We start from the raw sequence: 25,028 nt of genomic DNA, 5'->3' as shown, positions 1-25,028 counted from the left end.
GCGGGCTTTTTTTCGGCCGGGCGTCAGCCCTTGGGCTTCTTGGCGCGGAAGACTTCGGCGATGGAGACCTCGCGCGGGCCCGGTCGCACCTCAAAGCGCTGACCGGCCGACAGTGTGCCGGCCTGGCGCACCGCCAGGTAGAAGCCGCACCAGCCGCTTTGCACCATCATCTTGGTGGCCTTGTTGAACCCCATGACCGCATTGAACTTGCTGCATGGGTAGCGCGGCTCGCTGATGGCCAGCTCGCAGTCGGGGAACACCAGCACATCGCCGATCCAGGCATCGTTTTCGAGAAGGCCTTCGATGCTCAGGTTCTCGCCCATGCTGCCAAAGGGCAGCGGCGAGTTCCAGTCCGCCACCTGCGCCTGCGCGCGGACCGTCTGCCAGAAAGCGTAGTGCTCGGCCGGATAGGCATACACCGCCTTGGCCTGACCCCCGTGATAGCGCGGATCGGCCTGCTCGTCGCCGGTCAGGCCCAATGGGCCCACGTCCACCGCGCCGTCGACCGGCCGCTTGCGGATGGCACTGAGCGTCTGCTTGCCGTTCACCACCAGCGGAGCGATACGGGCCACATTAAGACTGAGGATCTGCATGCAGCGATTCTCCCGGACTTTGTGCCCCGCTGCCGGGCCCGGTCTTTCCTGCTGCCTGCAACACGGCCGCGACGGCGGCGGCGCCGTCGGTGGTGTCGTCGATATCCACGCTGCAGCCAATCACGCAGTCCTGGCCGTGATAACGAACGCGGCGGGCATAGACCCGCGACACGAGGATGCGTCCGTCCCGGGTGCTGGCCCGCACCGGCAGACCCACCACCTCCGGATGTTGCTGCAGCAGCTCGTAATAGCGTTGCCGGTAGGTGGGCAGCATGCCCACGCCCAGGTCCACCAGGCGGCGGCCCAGGGCTTCCTCGCGGGTGATGCCGTAGCGACGACACATCGCGTCGTTGATGGCCAGTACCGCGCCGTCCGGCAGCCGGTTGAGCGACATGTGCACCGGCATCGCCTGCAGCAGGTTGCGCAGCTCGTCACCGGCCTCCCGGGCCGTGACCAGGGCCTGCGCCCGCTCCCGTTCGCGGGTGAGGTTGTCCAGAGCGAAAGAGAGGTCATCGGTCATCTCGTCGAAGAGACGGATGACGGTGACATCAAAGAAGTCCGGCTCCCCGGCCAGCACGCTCAGCGCGCCCACCACCTGGCCGTTGCGACGTAGCGGGAACGCGGCCAGTGATTCCACTCCCGGTGGCAGGACCGGCGCACCGGTCTGTACCAGTCGCGCGTCCTGCAGCGGCCGGTTGACGATCTGGTGGACCCCCGAGAGGATGGCCCGGGTGCTCAGCGAACTTTGGCCGAAGGCCGACTCCACGGTCCAGCGCGGCGGGGCTCCCGGCATCCAGCGCTCGATCTCGCCGGCGGCGGCCACACGGGCGAAGTAGCTGCCCTCCTGCAGCACCACCGTGGCCACCCTGGCATGGCCCGTTTGCACACAGACGCGGCAGAGGCCGTCGAACAGCGACTGCTCGGCCGAGGTGCCCAGCTCCAGCACCGCCTCCCGCTGCACGATCAACTGGTTGGTCTGCGACAGCGCCTGATACATGCGGTGCAGACGTTCACGGGCATCGGCGCCCGCGCGGCGTTCCTCGTCATAACGCCACCACACGGTCCAGATCATGACGCCGCAGAGCAGGGCGGTAATGGAGACCAGCAGCACGCCGAGCCGCGCCGCGTCGCCGGTGGCGTCGCGGGTGCGTTCGGTATCGAGGCGCGCCTGGCTCAGCTGGAAGCCGGCGAGCTCGTCCACCTGCCGCATCACCGCCAGGCGCTGACGGTTGAGTTCTCGCACCTGCTCCGGCGTGGCCTCGCTGGCCCGCACCACACCGGTCAGCAATGCGTCGAGCTGCGGCTGCAGGCGCTGGGCCAGGAGGTCTTCGGTCGGGACCAGACGTGTGCCGAGATACGCCTGCCATTCACGCCGCAAGGCGTCGGCCAGATGCTCGGCATCCCGGTCTGAACCCTGGGTGCGCACGCCCGCCACCGGATTGATGACGCCGCCCAGACCCTGGGGACCCAGATCCCGGGCCATCTCGCGCAGCAGGCTCAGCGGCACCAGACGGTCGGCATACAGCGACTCGGTGGTGTCGGCCAGACGCTGGGTCTGCCACAGGCCCAGGAGCGCGGAAGACGCCACCAGCACCAGCGACAGCACCAGCGTCAGCAGCAGGCGATTGCGCATGGAGAGGCCGGTCAAGGCGTTGGGCATTGGGCGAACCTTGCACTGGGAACAACGGGAGGTCCTCAATTGTCCTCTGCTCGCACAGAATGGTTGGGTTGGGCCGGCCCTTGGATCGGGGGCTTCTGGGCAAGCTTCACGATTCGCCGCCGTGAATTCCGCCCGCATTGCCAACTTTGTCTCGCACGCGCGGTGGCGCCGGTCCTGGCTAGAATGGCTCGAACGGAGATGGCATTCCTCCGCGAACCGCCGATCGACCTGCTGTCGTGACGCTGATGATGCCTACATCGTCCTGGGAGACCAGGCCTGTGTGGGCGTTCGATGTGGCGTTCGCCCGGGCCTCGTTGACCAGTCGTCTTGCCATTCAAGTGGCGGCCGTCGGATGGCCGCTGCCGCAATCGCTGGGTCTTTGATGAAACGCCTGCGCTACCTCGAGCACGTCCACCTCATTCCCTCGCTGCTGCGCTGGCTGGTGCTGGCCAGCCTCGTGGCCGTCCTGGCCGGCACGGCCTCCGCCTTTTTCCTCTTTGCCCTGGACTGGGCCACCCGCACCCGGGAGGCGCATCGCTGGCTGCTGTGGGGCTTGCCGCTGGCCGGTTTTGTGGTCGGCTGGGTGTATCTCAAGCTGGGACGCGAGGTCGAGGGCGGCAACAACCTGCTGATCGACGAGATCCATGATCCCAAGCGGATGGTGCCGCTGCGCATGGCGCCGCTGATCCTGGGCGGCACGGTGGTGTCGCATCTCTTTGGCGCTTCGGTGGGCCGCGAGGGCACCGCGGTGCAGATGGGCGGCGCACTGGCGGACCAGCTGACGGAGCGCTTCAAGCTGCGCGCGGAAGATCGGCGCCTCATGCTGATGGCCGGCATCAGCGCGGGTTTTGCATCGGTGTTTGGGACGCCGCTGGCAGGCGCGGTGTTCGGGCTGGAGGTGCTGGTCATCGGGAGCCTTCGGTACGACGCGCTGTGGCCCTGCCTGGTGGCCGCGGTGGTGGCGGACCAGGTGACCTCGGCCTGGGGCGCGCATCACACCCATTACGCGGTGGGCGCCTTGCCGCCGGTCTCTGCCTGGCCGCTGCTGGCGGTGGTGCTGGCCGGCATGTTGTTCGGGCTGGTGGCGATGGTGTTTGCCACCCTGACCCATGCGGGTCAGGCCTTCATGAAACAGCGCATCGCTTATGCGCCATTGCGCCCGCTCGTCGGTGGGGCGGTGGTGGCGCTGGTGATCTGGGGCCTGGACGCGTGGCGGTATGCGGGCCTGGGGATTCCCGTCATCCAGGAAGCGTTTCAGCAGCCATTGCCCGCCACCGACTTCGCCGCCAAGCTGCTGCTGACGGCGGGCTCGCTGGCCAGCGGGTTCAAGGGCGGCGAGGTCACGCCGCTGTTTTTCATCGGAGCGACGCTGGGGAACGCGCTGGCGCCCATGCTGGATCTGCCGTTTCCCATGCTGGCCGGATTGGGCTTTGTCGCGGTCTTTGCCGGCGCGTCCAATACGCCCATCGCCTGTACCTTGATGGCGATGGAGCTGTTTGGCGCGGAGATCGGGGTGTATGCGGCGGTGGCCTGCGGGGTGAGTTATCTGTGCTCCGGGCACAGCGGCATCTACAAGTCGCAGCGGGTGGGCCTGGCGAAACATCCGGAGCTGCCGGCTGGCGGAAAGCTGGGGGACGTGCCGTCGTGGCGGGAGCGGGCGGCGCTGGAGGCACAGGAAGTACAGGGAGCACAGGGTGCACACGACGCATCCAAAGCACCCAACGCACCCCACGCGCATGACGCGCATGACGCGCATCACGCGCACGAAGCACCCACCGCGCCGACCTGGCAGGCTGAGCCAATCAGGTCGGCGCCGTCAGCGACGGAGAAGACTCACTCCGGACAGGAGTGAGGCGCCGTGCCAGGGAGCACTCAGGCCGATGCGGCGTCGGACGTGTCCAGCGGTGGCGCCGCCGTCTGCCCGTCCAGTGACAGCGCGGTGTAGCCCAGCAGCCCTGCGAGCACCCGGTGCAGCGCTTCCGGCGCCACCGGCTTGCGCAGCACCAGAAAGCCGTCTTCATCGGCCCGCTGCAGATCCGGATGGTCCAGCTCGCCGGTGACGATCAGACCGCGCGCCTGGGGATGCCGCGCCAGCAGTGCCTGCAGCAGGTCGTAGCCGCTGACGTCGCCGCGCAGGCGCAGATCGCTCATCACCACGACCGGCTCGAAGCCATCCGCGAGCGCGCGGTAGGCCTGCACCGCATCGGCGCCAAATCGGCCGTCCAGCCCCCAGTCCTTCATCAGATGACGCAGGCCCTGGATGACGCCAGGATCGTCTTCAATCACCAGCACCTGACCGCGCAGCAGCGGCTGTTGATCGAACGCAGCGGTGCGCATCGGGCGGACGGTCGAGGAGGCCGTTGACGGTGCGGCGGTGCTGGCAAGCAGGACCCGAAAGCGCGAGCCCACATCCACCCGTGACTGCCATTCGATGGTGGCGCCCAGCCGCCGCACGCAGTCCCTCACCACGGACAGTCCCAGTCCATGACCTTCTGCGGCATGCTGGGCGGCGTCGTCCGCACGCTCGAAGGCGGCGAACAGCCGCTGCTGCTCCTGCTCGGCCATGCCCACGCCGGTGTCCCACACCTCAATGGCCCAGCCTGTTGAACGCGGTCGCACCGCCAGCAGCACGCCGCCGTTCGGGGTGTAGCGCAGGGCGTTGTGCAGGAGATTGGACAGCGCTCGGCGCAGCAGGATCGGGTCGGCCATCACCCAGGCGGGCGTTTCGGGACTGCGCATGCGCCAGTCCAATCCGCGCGCCTGCGCTTCCGGCTGGAAGCGCTCATGCAGCTCACACAGCAGCGGCGTCAGCGCCACCGCCTGCAGCGGCAACTGCTCATTGCGGCTGTCCAGCGCCGAGACATCCAGGAGCGCATTCAGCAGATCGCTGACATGGCTGGCGGCCTGGCTGATGTCCAGCAACAGCGGCGACAGGGCCGCGTCCCGGTTGCGCTGCACAGCCGCCTGCGCGGTGAGTGTCAGGGCATACAGCGGCTGGCGCAGGTCATGACTGGCGGTGGCAAGGAACAGGCTCTTTTCCCGCGACGCGGCGGCGGCCGCATCCCGAGCCTCGCGATGCGCCAGGGCGAAGGCCTCGCTGCGATGCTTGAGCTCGGACTGCTCCAGCAGGAACCGATGCGATGTGCGGGCATGCCGCCACACCAGCCACGGGAACAGCAGGCACAGCGGCAGCACGGTCTTCCAGTGGGCCGGGAAGGCCATCGGCACGGCCAGCACCGCCAGGCCCCAGGCCGGCAGCAGGTAGCGCAGGAACACCCGCAGGTCGGCCGCAGCGTAGGAGACGGTCGACGCCGTGGTGCCGGCCAGCACGAGATACAGGAAAAGTGCGTATTCAAAGGAATGGGCCGGCACACTGACCCAGGGCAGACATCCCCAGAGGAAGCCGAAGCCGAGACCGAATCGTTCCACACGACGTCCCCATCGGGCCTGGAACGCCAGCGACGGAAGTTGCGCGTGGTCCCGCCGGAAGAGGTGGCGCATGCCGATCAGCAGCGCGGCGGCGAGCCAGTAGGCACCGGCCCACATCCATGCCCATTGATGCGACGCATGACCCGGCACCGACGCCACCACGACCGGTGGAATCACCAGCGCGGCAATTTCGGCAGACGCGCGTTGGCCGATGAGCGGCAGCAATTCAGCGCGGGAGGTGGGAGCGGTCATCAGGCGGGACGGCGTACGGTCGTCGGCGGGGGAGAAGCGCTGAAGTATCCCCGCTGGGCGGCATCGGGCGGCGCCGATCACACGAGTTGTCACAGACTGTCCCACCAGCGGTGTGTCCGTTGTGCGGGATGCAAAGCTCAGGACCGTGACCGTCGCCGCGTCCGTCACCCATCCCTCGCCCATTGCGTCACCCTGTACGTCACTCTGTACGTCGCCGTTCACGGCGGGGCAGAGGCGGTCACCATCCCGGGTAAAGCGGCGCGCGGACCCACGCGGCATCAAGCGGTATGCCTGTCAGCAGGCGGCTGTGTCACTCGAATCCATCGCGGCGCACGCTGGATTCCCGGCTAGTCGCTCGCTAATGTTCTCCAGCCATCATGGCCGCTGCAAGACCGTATCGGCAGCAGCGCATCAGGGAGAGACACCATGAACATTCAGCTCCCGCGGTCGCGGGTCGGGTCCCATTGGCGTGCGTTCGCGTCGGTCGCAGTGGGGTTGTGTCTACTGGTGCTGGGCGGACCCGCACGGGCCGACTGGTATCAGTACACCTTCAACTCCTCCGCTTTCAACATCCAGTCCTTTGCCGACCGGTCGCCCGGGCAGAACGAGTTCAACGTGCCTGGGCAGTTGCACATCGAGTTCTATAGCTGGACGCCGCTGACCGGGCCGGTGACCGAAGAGAACATCATCGGCTTCAAGATGTCGGTCTGGGGCGGCGGGCCGGCGAACCTGGCGTCCCTCACCTGGCCGCTTGAGCCAACCGGCTGCCAGATTCCCGCGGGGTGTTATGAGACCGCCAGCCGGTTCAGCATCGGCTCGCTGGATGCAAACGGGCTGCCCACCACCTGGGACCTCTACCTCCGGCAGGATTTCCGCACGACCGGGTTTTCGGAGACCTTCGAGATCGCGTCCAGTCAGGCGGGCGGCAGTCTTTATCGTGAAGCGCCTTCGTACTACAGCAATTCGGGCAGCTACAGCACGCCCGCCGGAGAACTGGGCGGCGTCTGGACCGTGGCGCTAGTGCCGGAGCCGCAGAGCTATGCGTTGATGCTCGCCGGGCTGCTGGTGGTGGGCGGCGTGGCGAGGCGGACCCGGGGGCGCGCCGGCCAGGTGAGTTGATCCACGCAGCTTGGGCCACGCCGCGCTGCAGCCAGCCCCAGCCGCACTGCAGCCCGCCCCAGTCGGGTCCAGCCAGCCGCAGCCACGCGACTGCACGGCGCACGCCACGTTGGGGCCCCAGGCGCCATCGCTTCAGAGCAGGCGCTGCAACACCCGATTGCCCACGGACTGATCCTCGATCTGGTGGATCGTGCCGCCTTCGTCGATGTAGCCGCGGTTGGCGTAGAAGGCGAGCGCTCGGTGGTTGCCGTCCCAGGCCGTGAGCCAGACGGACGGCAACCGCGCCTGCGCAGCGGCTCCCTCCGCTGCTGCGATCAATTGCGCGCCGACGCCCGCACGCTGGAAGGCCGGCTGCACATACAGCCGCGTCAGCTCCGCCCCGGCGAGCATCAGGCCGGGCGCCGGACGTGGCGCCAGTTCCAGCTCGGCAAAGCCCACCAGTGCGTCGCCCGGATCGCCATCAAGCGCCGCCACCAGCACGCGGCGGCTCGGCTGCGCGAGACTGCGGGCGAAGGCATCGCAGGAGAGGTCGCTCAATGCCTGACGCGCAAGCCCGGCTCGCACCCCGCGGGTGGCATAGGTATCCAGGTAGACCTGAATCGCCAGGGCGCAGAGGCTCGGCACGTCTTCCGGCGTCGCGGGACGAATGCTGAAGGCTGGCATCACTTGATGAAGTCCACAAACGCCCGCAGCGGCGCTGGCATGAAGGTGCGGCTGGGGTAGTACAGGAATGGCCCGGAGAACGATCGCCACCAGGGCGTGAGAATCGGCTCCAGCGCGCCGCGGTCGAAGTACGGTTGCAACCAGCCGTCAAACAATTGAATGACGCCGCTGCCGGCCACGGCGGTGTCCACCGCCAACTGCACGCCTTCGCCAATCCGCACCACCAGCGGAGCGGGCGGGTCCAGCAGCACGACCTCGCCGTCCTTCTCAAACTCCATCAGGGGCATGTGCCCGCTGGCAAACCGCCCGCGCAGGCAGACGTGCTGCAGCAGATCGCGCGGATGCTCAGGACGACCATGCTGATCGAGATAGGCCGGTGCGGCGGCCGTGGCGTAGCGCTGCACGCGGGGGCCGATCGGGACGGCGATCATGTCCTTCTCCAGCCGCTCCTCGTAGCGGATGCCGGCGTCGCAACCGGCGGCCAGCATGTCCACGAGACTTTCCTCGACCACCACTTCCAGGCGGATGTCGGGATAGGCCGCAAGAAAGCGAGGCACGATCTGCGGCAGCACCAGCCGAACGGCGCTGACCGGCACATTCAGGCGAAGCGTTCCCGCGGGACGCTCCCGAAAGCTGTTGACCACATCCAGCGCAGCTTCCACTTCGTCCAGCGCGGGGCCCAGACGCTCCAGCAGCCGTTGTCCGGCTTCGGTGGGCGCGACGCTGCGGGTGCTGCGATTGAGCAGCCGGACACCGAGCCGCTGTTCCAGCCGACGCACCGCGTCACTGAGGCTGGAGGCGCCGCCGCCATTCGCGCGCGCCGCCTCCCGGAAGCCTCCGGCCCGGACCACCGCCAGCAAAGCCTGAAGCTCGGTTAAATCGGTCATTGTTCGTTGCGCCGTACAGCCTGTCCTGATCTATCCATCTTATCGTGCAGTGCCTGTCTGTCTACAGTCCACTCCATTCACTGGAGACCTTCATGACCGCTGCATCCCCCACGCTGACCTACACCCTCGCCGACCGCCCCATCCACCGTCTGGGATACGGCGCGATGCAACTCGCCGGTCCCGGCGTTTTCGGCCCGCCCAAGGACCGCGCCGCTGCGGTGACAGTGCTTCGGGAGGCCGTGGCACTGGGCGTGAACCACATCGACACCAGCGATTTCTACGGACCGCACATCACCAACCAGATCATCAAGGAAGCCCTGCATCCCTATCGCGATGGATTGACGCTCGTGACCAAGGTGGGCGCCCGGCGTGACGAGAAGGGCGGCTGGCTGCCCGCCATGTCCCGCGCTGAACTGCGGCAGGCGGTGACGGACAACCTGCGTCATCTGGGCCTGGACGTGCTGGATGTGGTCAACCTGCGCAGCATGCTGGACACCCACGGGCCGGCAGAGGGCTCGTTGGAAGCGCCCCTGACGGCGCTGGCGGAGCTGCGGCAGGAAGGTTTGGTCCGACACATCGGCCTGAGCAACGTGACGGCACGGCAGGTCGAGGAGGGCCGCCGCATCGTGCCGATCGTGTGCGTGCAGAATCTCTACAACATGGCCCGCCGCGCGGACGATGCCCTGGTGGAGAGCCTGGCGCGAGACGGCATTCCCTTCGTGCCCTTCTTTCCGCTGGGCGGCTTCACGCCGCTGCAGTCGGACACCCTGGGCCGCGTTGCGCAGGAACTGGGGGCCACGCCGATGCAAATCGCGCTGGCATGGCTGCTGCAGCGTTCGCCCAACCTGCTGCTGATTCCCGGCACCAGCTCGGTGGCGCATCTGCGCGAGAACATGAAGGCGGCTCAACTGGTGTTGCCGGCGGAAGCGGTGACCGCGCTGGACGGCATCGGCGCCGAGACCCGTGACGCGCACTGACTGACGTCCCGATGGTGCACCGGGCGTGCGCCCGGCGGCAGGGAGGCAAACATGCCGACCTTGATGGTCGGCATGCGCTGAAGCGCCCGCAAGCATGGGGCCGCGGCTCCAGCTGCGGCTGGCTGTTGGCTGTTGGCTGCTGACTGCTGACTGCTGACTGCTGACTGCTGACTGCTGACTGCTGGTTCGCCTGGTAGGTTGTCGGCCTTAGCGGGACGCGCTCCCATGCGCCTGCCCCACTCGCTGCCTGTACCCGTGCAGCCCCAGCAGAGCCGAGGTGGCGAGCATCACCGGCACCAGCACGAGACTGGACACCACCGCCCAGCCGTAGGCATTGAGCAGACCGCCGGACAGGAAGGACCCGATGGCCATGGTGCCAAACACCACGAAGTCGTTCAGCGACTGGATCTTCGGACCTTCTTCCGGCGTGTGGCACTTCAGGACCATGGCGGACGCGCCGAGGAATCCGAAGTTCCATCCCACCCCCAGCAGCACGAGGCACAGCCAGAAGTGGTGGACCGACAGGCCGCTCAGTGCCGCCAGCGAGGCCAGGGCGGTCAGCGCCAGTCCGGCGACGACCATGCGCGTCTCGCCGAAGCGCGCGATGAGGCGGCCGGTGAAGAAGCTGGGCGCGTACATGGCGATGACATGCATCTCGATGCCGCGGTTGGCATGGATGCGTTCGATGCCGCACAGGGACATCGCCAGCGGCGCCGACGTCATCAGAAAGTTCATCATCATGTAGATGACCACGCCGCAGAACATGGCCACCAGCAGCGGTGGCTGCTGCAGGATCTGCAGGGTGGGGCGCCCACCCGCCTGGGCGGTGGGGGAGGCAGGAGGCCGCTGGAAGCTGACGCCGTGCAGCACCAGGGCCGATAGCGCGGCCACCACAGCAGCGCCCAGGTAGGTGACCGCATAGGCATGCGGCGGCCAGGCGTTCATCGTCGCGTTGATGAGCTGCGCGCCCACCACGCCGGCCAGCACGCCACCCGCAAGCACCGAGGACATCGCGGTGGGGCGCTGCTCCGGGCCCACGCATTCGGTCGCGGCAAAACGGAAGGACTGGACGACCGAGGCATACGCGCCGCCAAACAGCATGGCCAGGCAGAAGCCGGCGAAGGATCCGAACATCAGCGCGAGCGCGCCGATGAGTCCCATCAGCACGCCGCTGGCGGTCCCCGCCATGAAGGACGCCCGGCGACCATGACGACGCACCAGCAGACCGGCCGGCAAGGTGCCCAGCGCCATGCCCACCACGAAGACAGAGACCGGCACGGTGGCGAGCGCGGGGCTGGGTGCCAGCAGGTGGCCGATGATGGCGCCGGTGGCGAAGACGACCGTGGCGTTGGCACCGGCGAGGGCCTGCGCGGTGGCGAGTCGGAGCACGGACGGGTTCAGGGGCATGGGGGAACTCGTGGGCATCAGGGAGACGGTTGGATGGAAGGGTAACCGGCCGCAGATCGCGCCGGGAGAAGTCATGCTCCTCGCGTCATGGATGCGCCCAGGATGCCCCGACGCCCACGAAGGTCAGGCTGACTCGGCATCATCCGCGCAATCACTGGAGTGCCGCATGGACCGTCGATCCGCCTGCCTGGGGTTGCTGACCCTGCCGTTGATGCCTCACCGCGCCTGGAGCACCGACGCGAACGCGGATGCGCTCGCATTGCTGCGCCGCGGCGGCGTGGTGCTGGTGCTGCGTCATGCACGCGCGCCGGGCACCTTCGACCCACCGGGATTTCGGCTGGGGGATTGCAGCACGCAGCGCAATCTCAGTGAAGAGGGCCGGGCGCAGGCGCGGCAGCTGGGGACGTATTTGAAGTCGCAGCAACTGCAACCGTCGCGCGTGCGCAGCAGTCCGTGGTGCCGGTGCATCGACACGGCGGAACTGGCGTTTGGCTCGGCGGAGCGGTGGTCGGCATTGGGGTCGCCGCAGGGCGGATCGGAGGCGGCCAATGCGCAAGCGCTGACGGACCTGCGTCAGGCCGTCGTTGATGCTGCGAAGCGGCCCGGGCAATTTGAGGTCTGGGTCACCCACATGTTTGTGCAGGCGGCGCTGGTGAGTGGCGATACCGCGTCCGGGGAGGGGCTGATCCTCGGGCCGGATGCGAAGGGCCAGCCGGCCATCTTGGGGACGTTTGCAACGGCGGGGTGAGTCATTGACACCGGTACCACTCTCCGTTGCGCATCAATCTATGCGCTTCGCACATAACCTCCCCACCCGAGTTACGGCGTGATTACATTGGCTCAGTAGCCAGAACTTCGTACTTCCATGGTGCGCGGCATTGGGTCAGCGTCGCGGGTTCTCCTCTGACGGCGGTGGTTTTCCACCCTGCACGAGGCGTCCCCCAGGCGCTGACCCAATCCCGCTTTTCATATCCTCAGATCGGAAACTCCATGAACCAACCCGTAATGGAAGGGCTGCGCTTGAACGTGCCCGCTTATGTGAAACACCAGCGTCTGATCGCCTGGGTGGCCGAAATCGCCGCCCTGACGGAAGCCAAGGACGTCTATTGGTGCGACGGCAGCCAGGAGGAATACGACCGCCTGTGCCAGCAGCTTGTCGACGCCGGCACCTTCCAGAAGCTGAACCCGGCCAAGCGCCCGAACAGCTACCTGGCCTGGAGCGACCCCAGCGACGTCGCCCGCGTGGAAGACCGCACCTTCATCTGCACCGACCGCATGGAAGACGCCGGCCCCACGAACAACTGGATGGCCCCCAAGGAGATGCGCCAGCTGCTCCAGACCGGCGACCAGGCCCTGTTCAAGGGTGCCATGCGCGGCCGCACGATGTATGTCGTGCCGTTCAGCATGGGCCCGATCGGCTCCCCCATCGCCCATATTGGCGTGGAGCTGTCCGACAGCCCCTATGTGGCCGTCAACATGCGCATCATGACCCGCATGGGTCGCGCCGTGCTGAACGTGCTGGGTGACAACGGCGAATTCGTCCCCTGCGTGCACACCGTCGGCGCCCCGCTGGTCGCCGGCCAGGCCGATGTGAAGTGGCCTTGCAACAAGACCAAGTACATCGTCCATTACCCCGCCAGCCGCGAAATCTGGTCCTACGGCTCCGGCTATGGCGGCAACGCCCTGCTGGGCAAGAAATGCTTCGCGCTGCGCATTGCCTCGACCATGGGCCGGGACCAGGGCTGGCTGGCCGAACACATGCTGATCCTGGGCGTCACCTCACCCGAAGGCAAGAAGCATCACGTGGCCGCCGCTTTCCCCAGCGCCTGCGGCAAGACCAACTTCGCCATGCTGATCCCGCCGCAGGGCTTCGAGGGCTGGAAAGTCACCACCATCGGCGATGACATTGCCTGGATCAAGCCCGGGCAGGACGGTCGCCTCTATGCGATCAACCCCGAAGCCGGTTACTTCGGCGTTGCCCCCGGCACCAATTCGCTGACCAACCCGAATTGCATGGCCAGCCTGAACAAGGACGTCATCTTCACCAACGTGGCCCTCACGGACGACGGCGATGTGTGGTGGGAAGGCATGACCGACACCGCGCCTGCCCACCTGATGGACTGGCAGGGCAACGACTGGACGCCGGCCATCGCCAAGGAGACCGGCGCCAAGGCCGCCCATCCGAATGCGCGTTTCACCGTGTCGGCCGTCAACAATCCGGCGCTGGACGCCGAATGGGACAACCCGGCGGGTGTGCCGATCGACGCCTTCATCTTCGGCGGACGTCGCTCCACGACCGTGCCGCTGGTGACCGAAGCCCGCGACTGGGTGGAAGGTGTCTACATGGCCGCGACCATGGGTTCGGAAACCACGGCCGCCGCCGCGGGACAGCAGGGCGTGGTGCGCCGCGATCCGTTCGCCATGCTGCCGTTCATGGGCTACAACATGAGCGACTACTTCCGCCACTGGCTGGATCTGGGCGCCAAGCTGGCCCAGTCCGGTGCGAAGTTGCCCAAGATCTTCTGCGTCAACTGGTTCCGCAAGGGCGCGGACGGCAAGTTCGTCTGGCCGGGTTACGGCGAGAACATGCGCGTGCTGAAGTGGATGCTGGAACGGGTGGAAGGCCAGGGCCGTGGCGAAGAGCATGCCTTCGGCACCAGCCCCCGCTATGAAGACCTGAACTGGCAAGGCCTGGCCTTCACGCCGGAGCAGTTCCATACCGTGACGCACATCTCGGACAGCGACTGGGCCGCCGAGCTGAAGCTCCACGACGAGCTCTTCACCCAGCTCTCGCACAACCTGCCGGGCGAGCTGCCCGCCACCAAGGCCAAGATCGAAACCCGTCTGGCTGCCAAGTAAGCGGTTCTTCGGGCCGCCGCTGAGGCGGCCTGCAGCCCGCCTGCAGTGGCCAAAGTGCCGCCCCAAAAGCAAAGCCCGCCATGCTGTCGCAAGGCGGGCTTTTTGTATTCTGGTAGAGACCAGTGGATAACAGTTGGCAGCGGCGGCAACACCCGGCACATTAGCCGGTACTTACATCACAACACCGTTGTCCCGCTGCGGACCGGTATCCGACAGGCTCGGATCAGCCGTTGTTGCGGCGGGCGTAGGCAGCGCGCAGTTCAGCAGCGAAGGAGGGCATGCTCTCTTCATACTGGGCAGCCAGGGACAGCAGCTCGCGCTCCGAACGGGCGATGCGGGCAGCTTCCAGGCGGGCCTTGATGTTGCTGATGCTGCGGGCCCAGACACGGGCACCGATGGTGGCAAACGTGCCGCCGCGACGCACCGTGCGGCTAACCGGCAGACCGAAGGTTTGAGTAGCGACGCTCATGGCGATTCCTTTTTTTGGTTGGTGATGGCTCTGTAGAACCAACGGAACGAAGTTTAGGGTTTTCCCTAGACGCTCCGCCAATGAAGAGATGGAATCCGCTCCATAAGCCGCGTGAATGCCACGTGAACTTGTACCGGCCCGCGCTGCCACCGGGCCTGGCGGTGCCTGCCGGGCGATTCGCAGCGACAATCCGGCCATGAGCATCGCCCACGACCTGACCGACGCCGAGTTCGCTGAACTCGACGAACTTCTTGCCCAGACCCCTGAACCGCTGCAGTCCCTGGACACGTCCATGCTGGACGGCTACCTGTGCGGCGTCCTGGTGCAGCCGCGCCTGATTCCCATTGAGGAATGGCTGCCCCCGATTTTCGACTACGAAGGCCAACCCCTGCCGGAGACGGTGGATCCCGCCTGGCTGGCGCGTATCCGTGCCCTGGTGGAGCGTCGGTACGCGTCCCTGAACCAGAGCATGCTGGAGCAGGGCTGGTTCTATCCGGTGGTGCTGGATCTGGAAGCGGAGGCCGAAGCCGAAGCGGCCGCCAAGGTTGCCGAGGCCGGGCAGGGCGAATCCGGTGAACCGGTGGAGCCGCCTGCGGCTGAAGCGACAGCAATCGCCCCTGAGGGGACGGACGCCAAAGACGCTGCGGACGACATGGAGGAGGGTGACGCGGACGACATCCCCACTGACCCGATCACCCGAACCCTGCTGCCGTGGGTCGGCGGCTTCGAATACGCCGCGGTGACCTTCCCCGACCTGCATGAGCAGGCGGACGACAACATTCAGACGCTGCTGGCCCGTCTGTACCGCCACCTGCCGGCCGAGACACCGGAAGAGCGCGAAATCGTGGAGACGCTGAACCGCGAGCATCCGCTGAAGGACCTGGACGACGCCATCGAAGACCTGGTGCTGACGGTGGTGGACCTGCAGTCCGCGACCGAAACCCAGCGCTTCCATGTGGAGCAGGTGCGCCGCGACACGCCCAAGCTGGGTCGCAACGACCCTTGCCACTGCGGCTCCGGCAAGAAGTTCAAGCAGTGCCACGGCGCTGCCTGAACACCGGCGCTCAGATCTCGACGATCAGCCTCGGGCGGTAGTCTTCCTGCTCGCCCTTGCGGGCATAGCCCAGCGGGTTGGCGACGACCCGGCACCGATGGGGCTCAGAACCCGCCACCGGCGTCTCCACCACATAGTCATTCATGCAGTGGAGATGACCGTGGATCCACAGATCCGCCATCGGGATCAGCTCATCCAGTGAGTTGCAGAAGCCGGCCGTGCCCGGCGCCAGCCCGTAACGCGGGTCGGCGCTGCGCAGGCTGGGCGCAAAGTGGGTCACCACGACGGTTTTGCCGTCAAACGGCTGGGCCAGCTGCTCGCGCAGCCAGGCCTGGCAGTCCAGCGCCATCTCCCGCAGGTCCTCTGCCAGCAGGTGCTGGCCGTCCCGCAAGGTTGAATACTTCCGAAGGTAGTAGTTGGCGGCGCGGAAGGCCTTGCCCCGCGCGGCCAGCTGCTGGGTGGGCGTCGGCAACTGGGCTGCCAACCCGTCGAAGTCACTCCACAAGGTGGTGCCCATGAAGCGCACGCCCTCGATGATGAGGACCTCCCGGTCGAGCCACTCGATGCCCAGCGTCTCGCAGGTCCGGCGCAGGCGCTCGTAGGTGGGCGCGTACTCCATGCCGTCAAACTCGTGATTGCCGGGCACATACAGCACCCGTTTCCAGCCGCTGTCCGGTCGCAGCGGAGAAAACCGCCCCAGTCCGAAGTCGTCCGTGACCAGTTCCGACCCGGCCTGGTAGGAGCCGACATCGCCGGCAAGGATCAGCAGGTCGGCCTCCGGGAGGGGGACCGCCTCGAAATGGATCTGGCGTTCCAGGTGCAGGTCCGAAATCAGTTGAAGGCGCACGGCGAAAACACGGGTTGTCGATCAAGAGGGCGGGGGAGCGACCATTGTCGGACCAATGCAGCGACTTGCCAGGGCCGCAGCCGCCATGGGTCCGATTCGAGGGACCCGTGGCAGTTTTTGCGACATGTCAGTGCCCCGCCTTTTGCGCGACAGCCCCAGGTTTTTGCGAGGCGGTTCGGTGCCACACTCATTGCACGCCCATCCACAGGGCGCTTCGGGAGGGTTGCGGCATGAAAATCCTGGTGGCTGTCGACGGCAGCATCTACAGCAAGCGCATGTTGGCCTATCTGGCCACCCACGATGAATGGCTGGGCAACGTGCATGACTTCACCGTGGTGCATGTGGTGGCCCCGGTGCCGCCCCGGGCGGCGGCCGTGCTCGACAAGGCCACGCTGCAGGAGTACTACGACGACGAAGCCGCCAAGGTGCTCAAACCGATCCGCGCTTTCATGGACAAGCGCGGCATCAACGTCAAATACGTGGTGAAGACCGGCCATGCGTCGGAAGTCATTTCCACCATCGCGGCGAAGAACAAGTTCGACCTGCTCATGATGGGCTCGCACGGGCACACCACGCTGGGCAACCTCGTGCTGGGTTCGGTGGCAACGAAAGTCATGGCCACCTGCGACGTGCCGGTGCTGTTGATCCGCTGATCCGCTGATCTGCGGATCGGAAGACGGGCCTGATCATCCACGCGGCCGCCTGAGCCGTTCCGGCTGATCAGCCGCTCAGCCATCCGCCACCGCACATGGAAGTTCATCCCTCCGTCTGGGGACGGACGGAGGCGCTCAGTTGCGCCGGGACGTCATCCAGGACAGCGGCGATTCCACCGCCGCGGTCGGCGTGGTCTGAGATTCCAGGCCGTAGTCACTGCGGCGGAAATCTTCATATTCGCTGGCGTCACCGAAGCTCGCCTCCATGCCGAATGCGGTGCCCATATCCGCCGGTTCCGGCTCATGGGTGCTAGAGCTGTTACGACGGAACAGGCGCAGAGCAGAGGCGATTCGCATGATGGACCTCGTCAAAAAGCACGGGGTGGATGCCCGGCGCTGAGGTGCTCCTTGCGCCGTTGCTATGCCACAGTGTGGGGGAAGTTGTCCTCAGGCAAATCCCCAAATTGGGGGCTCAAGAAAAACCAGTTCACAAATCCACACAAATTGGCTTGAGAGTGCAACAGGGTGCTGCGAAATAACCACTCCTCCCGCTTAGGTAGGAGCCCCCCCGACCACGGGGATCACTATGCTTCCACCCTTGTGTCTTTTTGCGCACTGGTGTTTTGGTGCCCCCGTCATGTCTCCGTTGATTCATCGATCGCTGACCTGGACCATCGTCGGCACTGTCGTCTCCCTGTCCACCTGGCTCGCTGGGAACGTTCAACAGGCCCACGAGCGCCAAGGCCTGCGTCTGGGTGTGGCTGCGCCGCATCCGGCAATGGCCGTGCCCGCCGCTACTCGCACACCTCATGTCATGTCTCGGGCGGCGGTGCAAAGCGACACCGAGGCGCCGGTCCAGCTGGCCTCGAATCGCTGAGCGGGGTTCCCTCCCGTAAGGGGACCGCTGAACGCGGTCGTCATCGACTAGCACCACCGGACCCGATCCTTAGACATGAGCGCCGCTGAACGCGGTGTTCAGCGCTCCAACGCTTCCCGCGCGCCTAGCGCCAGCGCTTCGCCGATTTCGTCCAGCAAGGACGGCGGTCCTTTCTGGGCGCCATCCCCGTCCGCGCCCAGCTTCCATTGGTGCCAATACAGCGCCACCTCCACATGGACGTCGGGCCGCAGCACCACCAGCTCACCGCGCTCCAGCAGGGGCCGGATCTGCAGTTCCGGCGCCACGCCGATGCCCCATCCCCGGGTGACGGCCTGCACATAGGCCTCGCTGGACGGGACATAACGCGCATTCAGCCGAGCCGCCCGCAAACCCAGCGCCTGCCGCACCCAGTGCTGCTGGGTGTCGTCCTTCCGATTGAAGACCAGGAACGGCACCTGGGCCACTGACGCAGCCCCGAGCCCTCCGGGCAGCTCCCGCTGCACGAAGCCCGGGCTCGCCACCGCCACATACCGCATCACGCCCAAAGGCAGGGCCACACAGCCGCGCAGCGCCTGCCGCACGGTGGTGACACAGCCCAGCACCTCGCCCTGACGCAGCCAGTCGTGGGTGAAGTCCTGATCGTCCACCACCAGCTCCAGGCCGAAACCCTCCTGCAAGCCCCGTTGCACCAGCGGGTCCAGCGCCGGCAGCACCCAGGTCGCCAGGCTGTCCGCATTCACCGCAATGGGCAGGCGCTCCGGCGTGGCGCCTCGCACGCCGAGCTCGCGCACCACATCCGAACGAAGCGCATGCAGCTGGCGGGCGTAGCGCAGCAGCCGCTTGCCCGGCTCGGTCAGCCGAAGCGGGCGGGAGCGCACCACCAGCAGTTGTCCCACCTGCGCTTCCAGGCTGCGCAGCCGCTGCGACACCGCACTCTGAGTGATCGCCAACGTTTCGGCGGCCCGCTCAAAGCTGCGCTCGTCGGCCAGCGCGGCCAGGCAGTCAAGGCCTGCGGCGTCCAGGTCTTTCATAAGCTGTCCTAATGATCTCGCTGAGATATTAATGCCGCTTCATGAACGGAGAGCGCACCACCACAATTCGCCACTCGACCTCCCTCGTGGCCGACGGCCGCACTCGCCCCTTTTCATCCACCCATGGCATGCACCGCGCTCCTTCAAGGCTGGCTCACCGGGGCCGGTTTGATCGTGGCCATCGGCGCCCAGAATGCGCTGGTGCTGCGACAGGGCCTGATGCGGCAGCATGTCGCACCAGTGGTGGCGCTGTGTGCGCTGTCGGATGTGGTGCTGATCTGCCTGGGTGTGTTTGGTCTGGGAAGCCTCATCGCCGCCAGCCCCCTGCTGCTGACCCTGTTCCGCTACGGCGGCGCGGCCTTCCTGCTGGTCTATGCCGCCAGCGCCGCGCGTCGCGCCCTGTCGCCCAAGGCCGGTCTGCAGGCCCAGATGGGGTCGGCCAGCCTGGGCGCCGTGCTGGGCAGCACGCTGGCCATGACCTATCTCAATCCTCATGTCTATCTGGACACCGTGGTGCTGCTCGGCACCGTGGGGGCCCAGCAGCCGTCCGGCGACCGGGCGGCTTTTGCGGCCGGCGCCTGTGTGGCCTCGGTGATGTGGTTTTCGCTGCTGGGCTTCGGCGCAGCGGCAGTCGCGGCGCCCCTGCGCCGTGCGGCGGTCTGGCGCGGCATCGATGCCGTGATCGCCCTGGTGATGGCCTGCCTGGGCCTGCAATTGCTGCTGCGCCCATTGGGCTGAACAAGGAGTTCCGCATGAAAGTCATCGTCCTGGGTGCCGGCATCATCGGCGTGCATACCGCCTGGTATCTGATGGAGCAGGGCCACGACGTGGTCGTGGTGGACCGCCAGCCCGACGCGGCGCTGGAAACTTCCTTCGCGAACGGCGCCCAGATCTCGGTCTGCTTCTGCGAGCCCTGGGCCAATGCCGGTGCGCCGTTCAAGGTCGCCAAATGGCTGCTGAAGGACGATGCGCCGCTGCTCTTCCGCCCGCGGCTGGATCCGGCCCAGTGGCGGTGGGGCCTGTCCTTCCTGGGCCAGTGCACCACCTCCGCTTTCGAGCGCAATGTGGAGCAGCTGGTGCATCTGGGGCGCTACAGCCATGAGTCGCTGAAGGCCCTGGTGGCCGAGACCGGCATTGAATACAACCGGCTGGAACGCGGGATCCTGCATTTCTTTGGCAGCCAGGCCGACTTCGAAGCCGGTGCGCAGGGCGCGGAAATCATGCGCCGTCACGGCGTGGACCGCCGGGTGCTGTCACGCGAGGAAGTCCTGGCCATCGAGCCGGCGCTGCGCAATGCCTCGCAGTACGTGCACGGCGGCACCTACACCCCCAGCGACGAATCGGGCGATGCCCGCGTGTTCACCCAGGCGCTGGCGCAGCTGGCCGCCCGGCGAGGCGTGCAGTTCTTGTGGAATCACGACATCAACCTGCTGCAGCCCCAGGCGGGTGCCCGCGGCCAGGAAGTGGGCGGCGTGAAGGTCACCTCCCGGGAGACCGGACAGTCGCAATGGCTCAAGGGCGATGCCTACGTCGTGGCGCTGGCCTCGTATGCGCCGGGGCTGATGAAGCCGCTGGGCGAGACGCTCAACATCTATCCCGCCAAGGGCTATTCCGCCACCATGCGGCTGCTCAAGCCGGAGCAGGCCAGCACCATCTCGCTGCTGGACGATGCCCGCAAGATCGCCATCTCGCGCCTGGGGGACCATGTCCGCATCGCCGGTACCGCCGAGCTGGTGGGCCTGGACACCAGCCTGGACAGCCCCACCTCCAAAGTGCGCTGCGAGTCGCTGGTGCGCCGCTACGAGGAACTGTTCCCCGGCGTGGCGGACACGTCCGAGCCGAACTTCTGGACCGGCCTGCGGCCCAGCACGCCGACCAACGTGCCCTACATCGGCCGCAGCCAGAAGGCGTCCAACCTGTGGATCAATGCCGGTCATGGCACCCTGGGCTGGACGCATGGCGCCGGCTCCGGCCGCGCGCTGGCCGAATTGATGAGCGGACAGCGTCCGGCACTCAGTTTCGGCTTTTATGGTGACGCATTGCCCGCAGCCAAGGTCCGCAGCCAGGTCGCGGCCTGAGCATTCGGGGGGCAACCCGGTCTAGAATCCGCGCCCCCCTTCTGATCTTCGAGGGGCCGCCGTAGCGCTGCTGCCGGCGGTCCCGCGGCCTGCATCATGGCTTTCACCTCCTCCGCCCTGCCGCGCGACATCTGCGCCATCGACTTCGGCACTTCCAACTCGGCCGTGGCCGTGCCTGCCCAGGAAGGCGGCCAGACCACCGGCGGCATGCGACTGGTGCCGCTGGAAGGCCAACACACCACCATGCCGACGGCGGTGTTCTATTTCGCCGAAGGCCGTCACGATGCGGACGGCCCGCCGCGCGCCTTCGGCCGGGCCGCAATGGCGGCTTATGAAGAAGGCGTGGATGGCCGGCTGATGCGGTCGATGAAAAGCATCCTCGGCTCCAGCCTGATCGACCAGGTGACGGATGTGGGCGGCGGCCGGGGCGTCAAGTATGCGGACATGCTGGCGGGCTACCTCAAGCATCTGCGCCGTCAGGCGGTGCAGGAAGGCGTCGAGCCGCGCCGGGTGGTGCTGGGCCGGCCGGTGTATTTTGTGGACGGCGAGCCGGCGCGTGATGCCGCCGCTCAGGCGTCGCTGACGGACGCCGCGCGTGCGGTGGGCTTCGAGGACGTGCAATTCCAGTTCGAGCCGATCGCCGCCGCCTTCGACTACGAACAGCAGGCCACCCGTGAACAGCGGGTGCTGGTGGCCGACATCGGCGGCGGTACCTCCGACTTTTCGCTGGTGCGCGTCGGTCCGCAGCGGATGCAGCGGCTGGAGCGCCGGGACGACATCCTGGCCAATCATGGCGTGCACATAGCGGGTACTGACTTCGACCGTCACATCGAGCTGGCCGGCATTCTGCGGGAATTTGGATACCGGGCCCTGGGTCCGACGCGTCCGGGACAGCCACCGCGGGAAGTGCCCAGCGGCATCTATTTCGACCTCGCCACCTGGCACCTGATCAACACCTGCTACAGCCCGCAGCGGGTGATGGAGCTGCGCAACATGAAGCCGTTCTACGGCGACGTGCGCCACCACCAGCGCCTGATGACGGTGCTGGAGGAGCGGCTGGGCCATGAGCTGGCGCACCGCGCCGAAGAGGCCAAGATTGCCGTCTCCGGCGGGGGCGGGACCCAGATCGACCTGGGGCTGATCGAGTCGGGCCTGAACGTGGAACTGCTGGAAGAGACGGCGGTGGGTGCGTTGCAGTCGGACATCGAGCGCATCGCCGCGGCTGGTCGGGAGACGGTGGCCATGGCGGGACTGACCCCGGCCGACGTGGATGCGCTGTATTTCACCGGTGGCTCCACCGGCCTGCGGCTGCTGGCCGAGCGCATCGCGTCGGACTATCCGAAGGCGCAGCAGGTGCGCGGCGACCGGTTTGCGTCGGTCGCCACCGGGTTGGGACTGCACGCCGCGCGTTTGTTCTCGCTGTAGGCGCAGGGACAGGCTGCGTCAGCGGCCCGTGGCGCCTGTAGCCGTCAGCCGTCGGCCGTCAGGGCGTTCGCCTGCGACCGCTCGCAGGAAGGCTTCGCGTCCTCCAGCCGGAACGTCGTCTCGCGCCGCGTTCTTCCCTTCCCCGCTGATAGTGCGAGGCGATGGGGGTGGCGGCGTTATGTGAACGCGCGGCTGAACGCGGGCTTCCCGCGCCTGTCAGCCACGCCGGCCGTGCGGGGGGCCGCCTCGCCGAGGCCCGGCACCACGCGCGCCCGGGCGGTGGGCTGGCCGCGGCGCGGCCTGCGGCAGCGACACATCCGCCAGCAGCAGACTGGCCCGCACGAGGCTCTCCACCGCTTCCTCCAGCTCTTCCGGCGGCTCCAGGCTTTCGATTTCATCCAGCAGCGCGTCGGCGTCTTCCAGATCCTCCGGATCCAGGTGCATGTAGAGCTGCGCCAGCGGCTCCGTCAGTTGGCCTTCATCCAGACCCATCAGTCCGGGGAAGACATCGGTGGCCAGCGCAAAACCGGCCACCCAGGGCAGCACCGTGTCGGAGGGGGACGCTTCCTCGTCCAGCTCGAAGACCCAGGGGTCGAACCATTGCCGGTCGTGGATCGCCTGGCGCAATTCACCGTAGCGACGATGCACCAGCTGCAGCAAGGCCTGGGCATCGACGCCTTCCGGCGCGTGCCCCTCTTCGCTGTCCAGCACCCAGGGCCACCAGGCCGACAGGGCCACCGGCCGGGGCTGCAGCAGCACACCGACCAGGAAGCCGTCCAGCATGGAGACGTCCAGCGGCTCGGCGTGCGCTGCGACTTCGTCGAGCAGCGATTGGAGTTCGTCCAGATCCTCGTCGCTCCAGGGCTCCGGCGGCGCCGGTGAACGCGGGGGTGACAGGGGCGCACGCGCGGCATGGGCCGGTGCGGACGCAGGGCGCTGCGGCACCGCGGGCCGCGAGGGCTGCGATTGCGCCTGGGAGCGACTGGCGCCGTGGCCCGACCCTGCAGGCCCCGTCGTGGCCCCCTGACGCCGACTCCCGCCAGCGGTGCCGCCCGCAGATCCGGAAGGGCCCCTGGAAGAGGTAGAGGATGCGGACCGCGAGCCCGAAGGCTTGGCGGCGGTGCCGGTTCCGCGCGGGGCGGGCTTTTTCGACGGCGGCTTGGAGACACTCATGGCGTCATTATCCGGGACGCTCTGCGCCACGGACACGCATCGCTCCGCCCGGGCGCTTTTCCGCATGATGAAGTCCCGCTTACACCTGCTGACGGTTTTTCACAGCTCTCCTACCTCCTGGGGATGTGCGTCGCTCAGGGTTCGCCCTAGAGTTCATTTCAAGCGCTCCCCGGGGCGCACCGATCCCAACGACGTCCTTTCTAGGACTTGCAACGCCCGATCAGCTTGCTGGTCGGGCGTCCTTTTTTCTGGGCCTCAGGTCGCGAGGCAAGGTCTGCCTGACGAGGCAACAGCCGGCGCTAGCCGGACGTCGCGGTCATTCCGAACGTCGGCCCTCATCTCACGCCGCGAAGCCGCCCCCCATCACCTCCCGCAGATGCTCCACCAGCAGTCGCACGCCCTGCGGCGTGTGGCTGCTCCAGGGATGGATCGCGTAGATCGCATCCCCGAAGAACCCCACCACTCGCCAGTCCGGCAGCACCTCCACCAGGTCGCCACGGCGCAGCGCGTCCCGTGCGCTGAAGTCGGGCAGTAGGGCCAGGCCCAGGCCGGACAGCGCCGCATCCCGCAGCACCTCACTGTTGCCCGCGCGAAGCAGCCCCTGAACGGGCACCCGCAGACGCTCCAGCGGGCCCTCTCGCGGGCCGTCCCGGGGACCGTCACGCGGACCGTCGCGCCGCTCGAAGAACCATTGGGCAGGACCAGGTCGCAGATACGGCAGGCAGCGGTGCTGCGCCAGTTCCGCCGGGTGCTCGGGCGTGCCAAAACGGCCCAGATAGGACGGACTCGCCAGCAGCAGCGCCCGGGAGGGGCACAACCGGGTGGCGACGTGCGTGTCGGGCGGCTGACTGGTGTGGCGGATGGCCAGGTCGAAGCCTTCCTGCGCCAGCGGCACCAGCCGGTCGGTCAGGTCCAGTTCGATGCGCAGGGCAGGGTGGCGCTCAAAGAAGTCCACCAGGGCCGGCGCGACATGCTGACGGCCCAGCGCCACCGGTGCGGTGACGCGCAGCACGCCCCGGGGTTGCCCGGCCGCCTCACGGGCCTCGCTGAGACTGCGGTTGAGCAGCGCGAGACCGGGTTCGGCCTGTTCCATCAGCCGCTGGCCCGCGTCGGTCAGTCGCACGGAGCGGGTGGTGCGTTGGACCAATTGCTGGTCCAGGTGATGTTCCAGGTCCGCGACTCGCTGGCTGATCGCCGCCTTGGAGAGGCCGAGGCGCTGCGCGGCCTTGGTGAAGCTCCCCAGCCGTCCGATGGCCACCAGCGCCTGAAGCTGCGGCCAGAGCAATTCATCACGCGCCTCCGGACGTAGCGGCGACGAAGCCGGAAGGCCGGGCGCCGCCAGGTCGCTACCCGCATCGCGGGGGGGCTCACCTTCAACGTCGCCGGCGGAGACCATGCGCCCGTCGGACCCGACGAGTCCACGACGCCCACGGCCCCCATCGCCCCCATCAGCCCCACCGTCCCCGTCGCTCCCATCGCATGATGGACGGGGGCGCCCGGGGAATTCGGGCGGGGATGTCGGTTTAGGTGGGGCCATGATTGTTCAGTGTACTGAACAGTCTGGCCGACCCAGCG

General features: G+C 67.3%; 23 protein-coding genes and 1 riboswitch. Of the genes, 11 read left to right on the top strand and 12 right to left on the bottom strand.

The window, feature by feature from the left end:
• Positions 1–23: 23 nt before the first annotated feature.
• Both FHS28_RS11595 and FHS28_RS11590 read right to left on the bottom strand, forming a co-directional pair.
• Complete coding sequence (locus tag FHS28_RS11595) at positions 24–593, bottom strand: MOSC domain-containing protein (RefSeq protein ID WP_088452517.1); 570 nt, start codon at positions 591–593, stop codon at positions 24–26.
• Positions 574–2,253, bottom strand: a complete 1,680-nt coding sequence (locus FHS28_RS11590) for a GAF domain-containing protein (RefSeq protein ID WP_184294623.1) — start codon at positions 2,251–2,253, stop codon at positions 574–576. Before FHS28_RS11590 ends, FHS28_RS11595 begins: the two co-directional genes overlap by 20 nt.
• A 185-nt stretch (positions 2,254–2,438) precedes the next feature.
• A riboswitch (Fluoride riboswitch) is annotated at positions 2,439–2,515 on the top strand.
• Between the two features lie 120 nt (positions 2,516–2,635).
• Between FHS28_RS11590 and FHS28_RS11585 the strand changes: the two genes are divergently transcribed.
• Positions 2,636–4,105: a voltage-gated chloride channel family protein gene (locus tag FHS28_RS11585; protein WP_088453103.1), complete on the top strand. Its 1,470-nt coding sequence runs from the start codon at positions 2,636–2,638 to the stop codon at positions 4,103–4,105.
• Positions 4,106–4,125: 20 nt separating this feature from the next.
• On the opposite strand, the gene FHS28_RS11580 is transcribed toward FHS28_RS11585, so the two are convergent.
• Positions 4,126–5,934: an ATP-binding response regulator gene (locus FHS28_RS11580; protein WP_184294621.1), complete on the bottom strand. Its 1,809-nt coding sequence runs from the start codon at positions 5,932–5,934 to the stop codon at positions 4,126–4,128.
• Positions 5,935–6,360: 426 nt separating this feature from the next.
• Between FHS28_RS11580 and FHS28_RS11575 the strand changes: the two genes are divergently transcribed.
• Positions 6,361–7,053, top strand: a complete 693-nt coding sequence (locus FHS28_RS11575; RefSeq protein WP_184294619.1) for a PEP-CTERM sorting domain-containing protein — start codon at positions 6,361–6,363, stop codon at positions 7,051–7,053.
• Positions 7,054–7,185: 132 nt separating this feature from the next.
• Here FHS28_RS11575 and FHS28_RS11570 read toward each other — a convergent pair whose 3' ends face one another.
• Positions 7,186–7,716, bottom strand: coding sequence for a GNAT family N-acetyltransferase (locus tag FHS28_RS11570; protein WP_088452525.1), 531 nt, complete (start codon positions 7,714–7,716; stop codon positions 7,186–7,188).
• A complete protein-coding gene (locus FHS28_RS11565) occupies positions 7,716–8,603 on the bottom strand; it encodes a LysR family transcriptional regulator (RefSeq protein WP_088452527.1) in 888 nt (295 codons plus the stop codon). Before FHS28_RS11565 ends, FHS28_RS11570 begins: the two co-directional genes overlap by 1 nt.
• Positions 8,604–8,695: 92 nt before the next feature.
• Between FHS28_RS11565 and FHS28_RS11560 the strand changes: the two genes are divergently transcribed.
• On the top strand, positions 8,696–9,580 hold the full coding sequence (locus FHS28_RS11560; protein WP_088452529.1) for an aldo/keto reductase family oxidoreductase: 885 nt from the start codon (positions 8,696–8,698) through the stop codon (positions 9,578–9,580).
• A gap of 207 nt (positions 9,581–9,787) precedes the next feature.
• Here the strand turns inward: FHS28_RS11560 and FHS28_RS11555 are convergent, their stop codons facing one another.
• On the bottom strand, positions 9,788–10,987 hold the full coding sequence (locus tag FHS28_RS11555) for an MFS transporter (protein WP_088452531.1): 1,200 nt from the start codon (positions 10,985–10,987) through the stop codon (positions 9,788–9,790).
• A gap of 166 nt (positions 10,988–11,153) precedes the next feature.
• Between FHS28_RS11555 and FHS28_RS11550 the strand changes: the two genes are divergently transcribed.
• Entirely contained in the window at positions 11,154–11,735 is a 582-nt protein-coding gene (locus tag FHS28_RS11550) for a histidine phosphatase family protein (RefSeq protein WP_088452533.1), read from the top strand.
• Positions 11,736–11,977: 242 nt separating this feature from the next.
• Positions 11,978–13,846 (top strand): phosphoenolpyruvate carboxykinase (GTP), encoded by a 1,869-nt coding sequence (locus tag FHS28_RS11545; protein ID WP_088452535.1) that lies wholly within the window; start codon positions 11,978–11,980, stop codon positions 13,844–13,846.
• 223 nt (positions 13,847–14,069) lie between these two features.
• Here FHS28_RS11545 and FHS28_RS11540 read toward each other — a convergent pair whose 3' ends face one another.
• The gene (locus FHS28_RS11540) at positions 14,070–14,315 is read right to left on the bottom strand and encodes a hypothetical protein (protein ID WP_058933298.1); all 246 of its coding nucleotides are present in this window, start codon (positions 14,313–14,315) and stop codon (positions 14,070–14,072) included.
• A 196-nt stretch (positions 14,316–14,511) separates the two neighbouring features.
• On the opposite strand from FHS28_RS11540, the gene FHS28_RS23870 reads away from it, so the two are divergent.
• On the top strand, positions 14,512–15,369 hold the full coding sequence (locus FHS28_RS23870) for a UPF0149 family protein (protein ID WP_221193894.1): 858 nt from the start codon (positions 14,512–14,514) through the stop codon (positions 15,367–15,369).
• 10 nt (positions 15,370–15,379) lie between these two features.
• Here the strand turns inward: FHS28_RS23870 and FHS28_RS11530 are convergent, their stop codons facing one another.
• On the bottom strand, positions 15,380–16,216 hold the full coding sequence (locus FHS28_RS11530) for a metallophosphoesterase (RefSeq protein ID WP_088452538.1): 837 nt from the start codon (positions 16,214–16,216) through the stop codon (positions 15,380–15,382).
• A gap of 230 nt (positions 16,217–16,446) precedes the next feature.
• Here FHS28_RS11530 and FHS28_RS11525 point away from each other — a divergent pair, with 230 nt between their 5' ends.
• Positions 16,447–16,869 (top strand): universal stress protein, encoded by a 423-nt coding sequence (locus FHS28_RS11525; RefSeq protein ID WP_088452539.1) that lies wholly within the window; start codon positions 16,447–16,449, stop codon positions 16,867–16,869.
• Positions 16,870–17,004: 135 nt separating this feature from the next.
• On the opposite strand, the gene FHS28_RS11520 is transcribed toward FHS28_RS11525, so the two are convergent.
• Entirely contained in the window at positions 17,005–17,226 is a 222-nt protein-coding gene (locus tag FHS28_RS11520; protein WP_184294617.1) for a hypothetical protein, read from the bottom strand.
• A gap of 280 nt (positions 17,227–17,506) precedes the next feature.
• Between FHS28_RS11520 and FHS28_RS11515 the strand changes: the two genes are divergently transcribed.
• On the top strand, positions 17,507–17,746 hold the full coding sequence (locus FHS28_RS11515; protein WP_184294615.1) for a hypothetical protein: 240 nt from the start codon (positions 17,507–17,509) through the stop codon (positions 17,744–17,746).
• Between the two features lie 98 nt (positions 17,747–17,844).
• On the opposite strand, the gene FHS28_RS11510 is transcribed toward FHS28_RS11515, so the two are convergent.
• Positions 17,845–18,777 (bottom strand): LysR family transcriptional regulator ArgP, encoded by a 933-nt coding sequence (locus tag FHS28_RS11510; protein WP_088452541.1) that lies wholly within the window; start codon positions 18,775–18,777, stop codon positions 17,845–17,847.
• A gap of 123 nt (positions 18,778–18,900) precedes the next feature.
• Between FHS28_RS11510 and FHS28_RS11505 the strand changes: the two genes are divergently transcribed.
• The 3 genes from FHS28_RS11505 (at position 18,901) to FHS28_RS11495 (ending at position 22,280) form a co-directional block, all read left to right on the top strand.
• On the top strand, positions 18,901–19,515 hold the full coding sequence (locus FHS28_RS11505; protein WP_088452543.1) for a LysE/ArgO family amino acid transporter: 615 nt from the start codon (positions 18,901–18,903) through the stop codon (positions 19,513–19,515).
• Between the two features lie 14 nt (positions 19,516–19,529).
• Positions 19,530–20,855: a D-amino acid dehydrogenase gene (locus tag FHS28_RS11500; protein ID WP_088452545.1), complete on the top strand. Its 1,326-nt coding sequence runs from the start codon at positions 19,530–19,532 to the stop codon at positions 20,853–20,855.
• Between the two features lie 96 nt (positions 20,856–20,951).
• The gene (locus tag FHS28_RS11495; RefSeq protein WP_088452547.1) at positions 20,952–22,280 is read left to right on the top strand and encodes an Hsp70 family protein; all 1,329 of its coding nucleotides are present in this window, start codon (positions 20,952–20,954) and stop codon (positions 22,278–22,280) included.
• Positions 22,281–22,496: 216 nt separating this feature from the next.
• On the opposite strand, the gene FHS28_RS24155 is transcribed toward FHS28_RS11495, so the two are convergent.
• The gene (locus FHS28_RS24155; protein WP_310736774.1) at positions 22,497–23,225 is read right to left on the bottom strand and encodes a YecA/YgfB family protein; all 729 of its coding nucleotides are present in this window, start codon (positions 23,223–23,225) and stop codon (positions 22,497–22,499) included.
• A 568-nt stretch (positions 23,226–23,793) separates the two neighbouring features.
• Positions 23,794–24,849, bottom strand: a complete 1,056-nt coding sequence (locus FHS28_RS11485; protein WP_088452549.1) for a LysR family transcriptional regulator — start codon at positions 24,847–24,849, stop codon at positions 23,794–23,796.
• Positions 24,850–25,028: the final 179 nt, after the last annotated feature.

The organism is Roseateles terrae (genome assembly GCF_014192155.1).
Lineage (GTDB): Bacteria > Pseudomonadota > Gammaproteobacteria > Burkholderiales > Burkholderiaceae_C > Roseateles > Roseateles terrae.
This window is presented reverse-complemented; position numbering and strand designations above follow the sequence as displayed.

Coding starts and splice junctions, on each gene's coding strand:
- FHS28_RS23870 (WP_221193894.1), top strand. CDS start 14,512: ATGAGCATCGCCCACGACCTGACCGACGCCGAGTTCGCTGAACTCGAC.
- FHS28_RS11590 (WP_184294623.1), bottom strand. CDS start 2,253: ATGCCCAACGCCTTGACCGGCCTCTCCATGCGCAATCGCCTGCTGCTG.
- FHS28_RS11520 (WP_184294617.1), bottom strand. CDS start 17,226: ATGCGAATCGCCTCTGCTCTGCGCCTGTTCCGTCGTAACAGCTCTAGC.
- FHS28_RS11515 (WP_184294615.1), top strand. CDS start 17,507: ATGTCTCCGTTGATTCATCGATCGCTGACCTGGACCATCGTCGGCACT.
- FHS28_RS11510 (WP_088452541.1), bottom strand. CDS start 18,777: ATGAAAGACCTGGACGCCGCAGGCCTTGACTGCCTGGCCGCGCTGGCC.
- FHS28_RS11525 (WP_088452539.1), top strand. CDS start 16,447: ATGAAAATCCTGGTGGCTGTCGACGGCAGCATCTACAGCAAGCGCATG.
- FHS28_RS11570 (WP_088452525.1), bottom strand. CDS start 7,716: ATGCCAGCCTTCAGCATTCGTCCCGCGACGCCGGAAGACGTGCCGAGC.
- FHS28_RS11500 (WP_088452545.1), top strand. CDS start 19,530: ATGAAAGTCATCGTCCTGGGTGCCGGCATCATCGGCGTGCATACCGCC.
- FHS28_RS11555 (WP_088452531.1), bottom strand. CDS start 10,987: ATGCCCCTGAACCCGTCCGTGCTCCGACTCGCCACCGCGCAGGCCCTC.
- FHS28_RS11595 (WP_088452517.1), bottom strand. CDS start 593: ATGCAGATCCTCAGTCTTAATGTGGCCCGTATCGCTCCGCTGGTGGTG.
- FHS28_RS11545 (WP_088452535.1), top strand. CDS start 11,978: ATGAACCAACCCGTAATGGAAGGGCTGCGCTTGAACGTGCCCGCTTAT.
- FHS28_RS11575 (WP_184294619.1), top strand. CDS start 6,361: ATGAACATTCAGCTCCCGCGGTCGCGGGTCGGGTCCCATTGGCGTGCG.
- FHS28_RS11485 (WP_088452549.1), bottom strand. CDS start 24,849: ATGGTCTCCGCCGGCGACGTTGAAGGTGAGCCCCCCCGCGATGCGGGT.
- FHS28_RS11495 (WP_088452547.1), top strand. CDS start 20,952: ATGGCTTTCACCTCCTCCGCCCTGCCGCGCGACATCTGCGCCATCGAC.
- FHS28_RS11560 (WP_088452529.1), top strand. CDS start 8,696: ATGACCGCTGCATCCCCCACGCTGACCTACACCCTCGCCGACCGCCCC.
- FHS28_RS11505 (WP_088452543.1), top strand. CDS start 18,901: ATGGCATGCACCGCGCTCCTTCAAGGCTGGCTCACCGGGGCCGGTTTG.
- FHS28_RS11540 (WP_058933298.1), bottom strand. CDS start 14,315: ATGAGCGTCGCTACTCAAACCTTCGGTCTGCCGGTTAGCCGCACGGTG.
- FHS28_RS11565 (WP_088452527.1), bottom strand. CDS start 8,603: ATGACCGATTTAACCGAGCTTCAGGCTTTGCTGGCGGTGGTCCGGGCC.
- FHS28_RS11550 (WP_088452533.1), top strand. CDS start 11,154: ATGGACCGTCGATCCGCCTGCCTGGGGTTGCTGACCCTGCCGTTGATG.
- FHS28_RS11580 (WP_184294621.1), bottom strand. CDS start 5,934: ATGACCGCTCCCACCTCCCGCGCTGAATTGCTGCCGCTCATCGGCCAA.
- FHS28_RS11585 (WP_088453103.1), top strand. CDS start 2,636: ATGAAACGCCTGCGCTACCTCGAGCACGTCCACCTCATTCCCTCGCTG.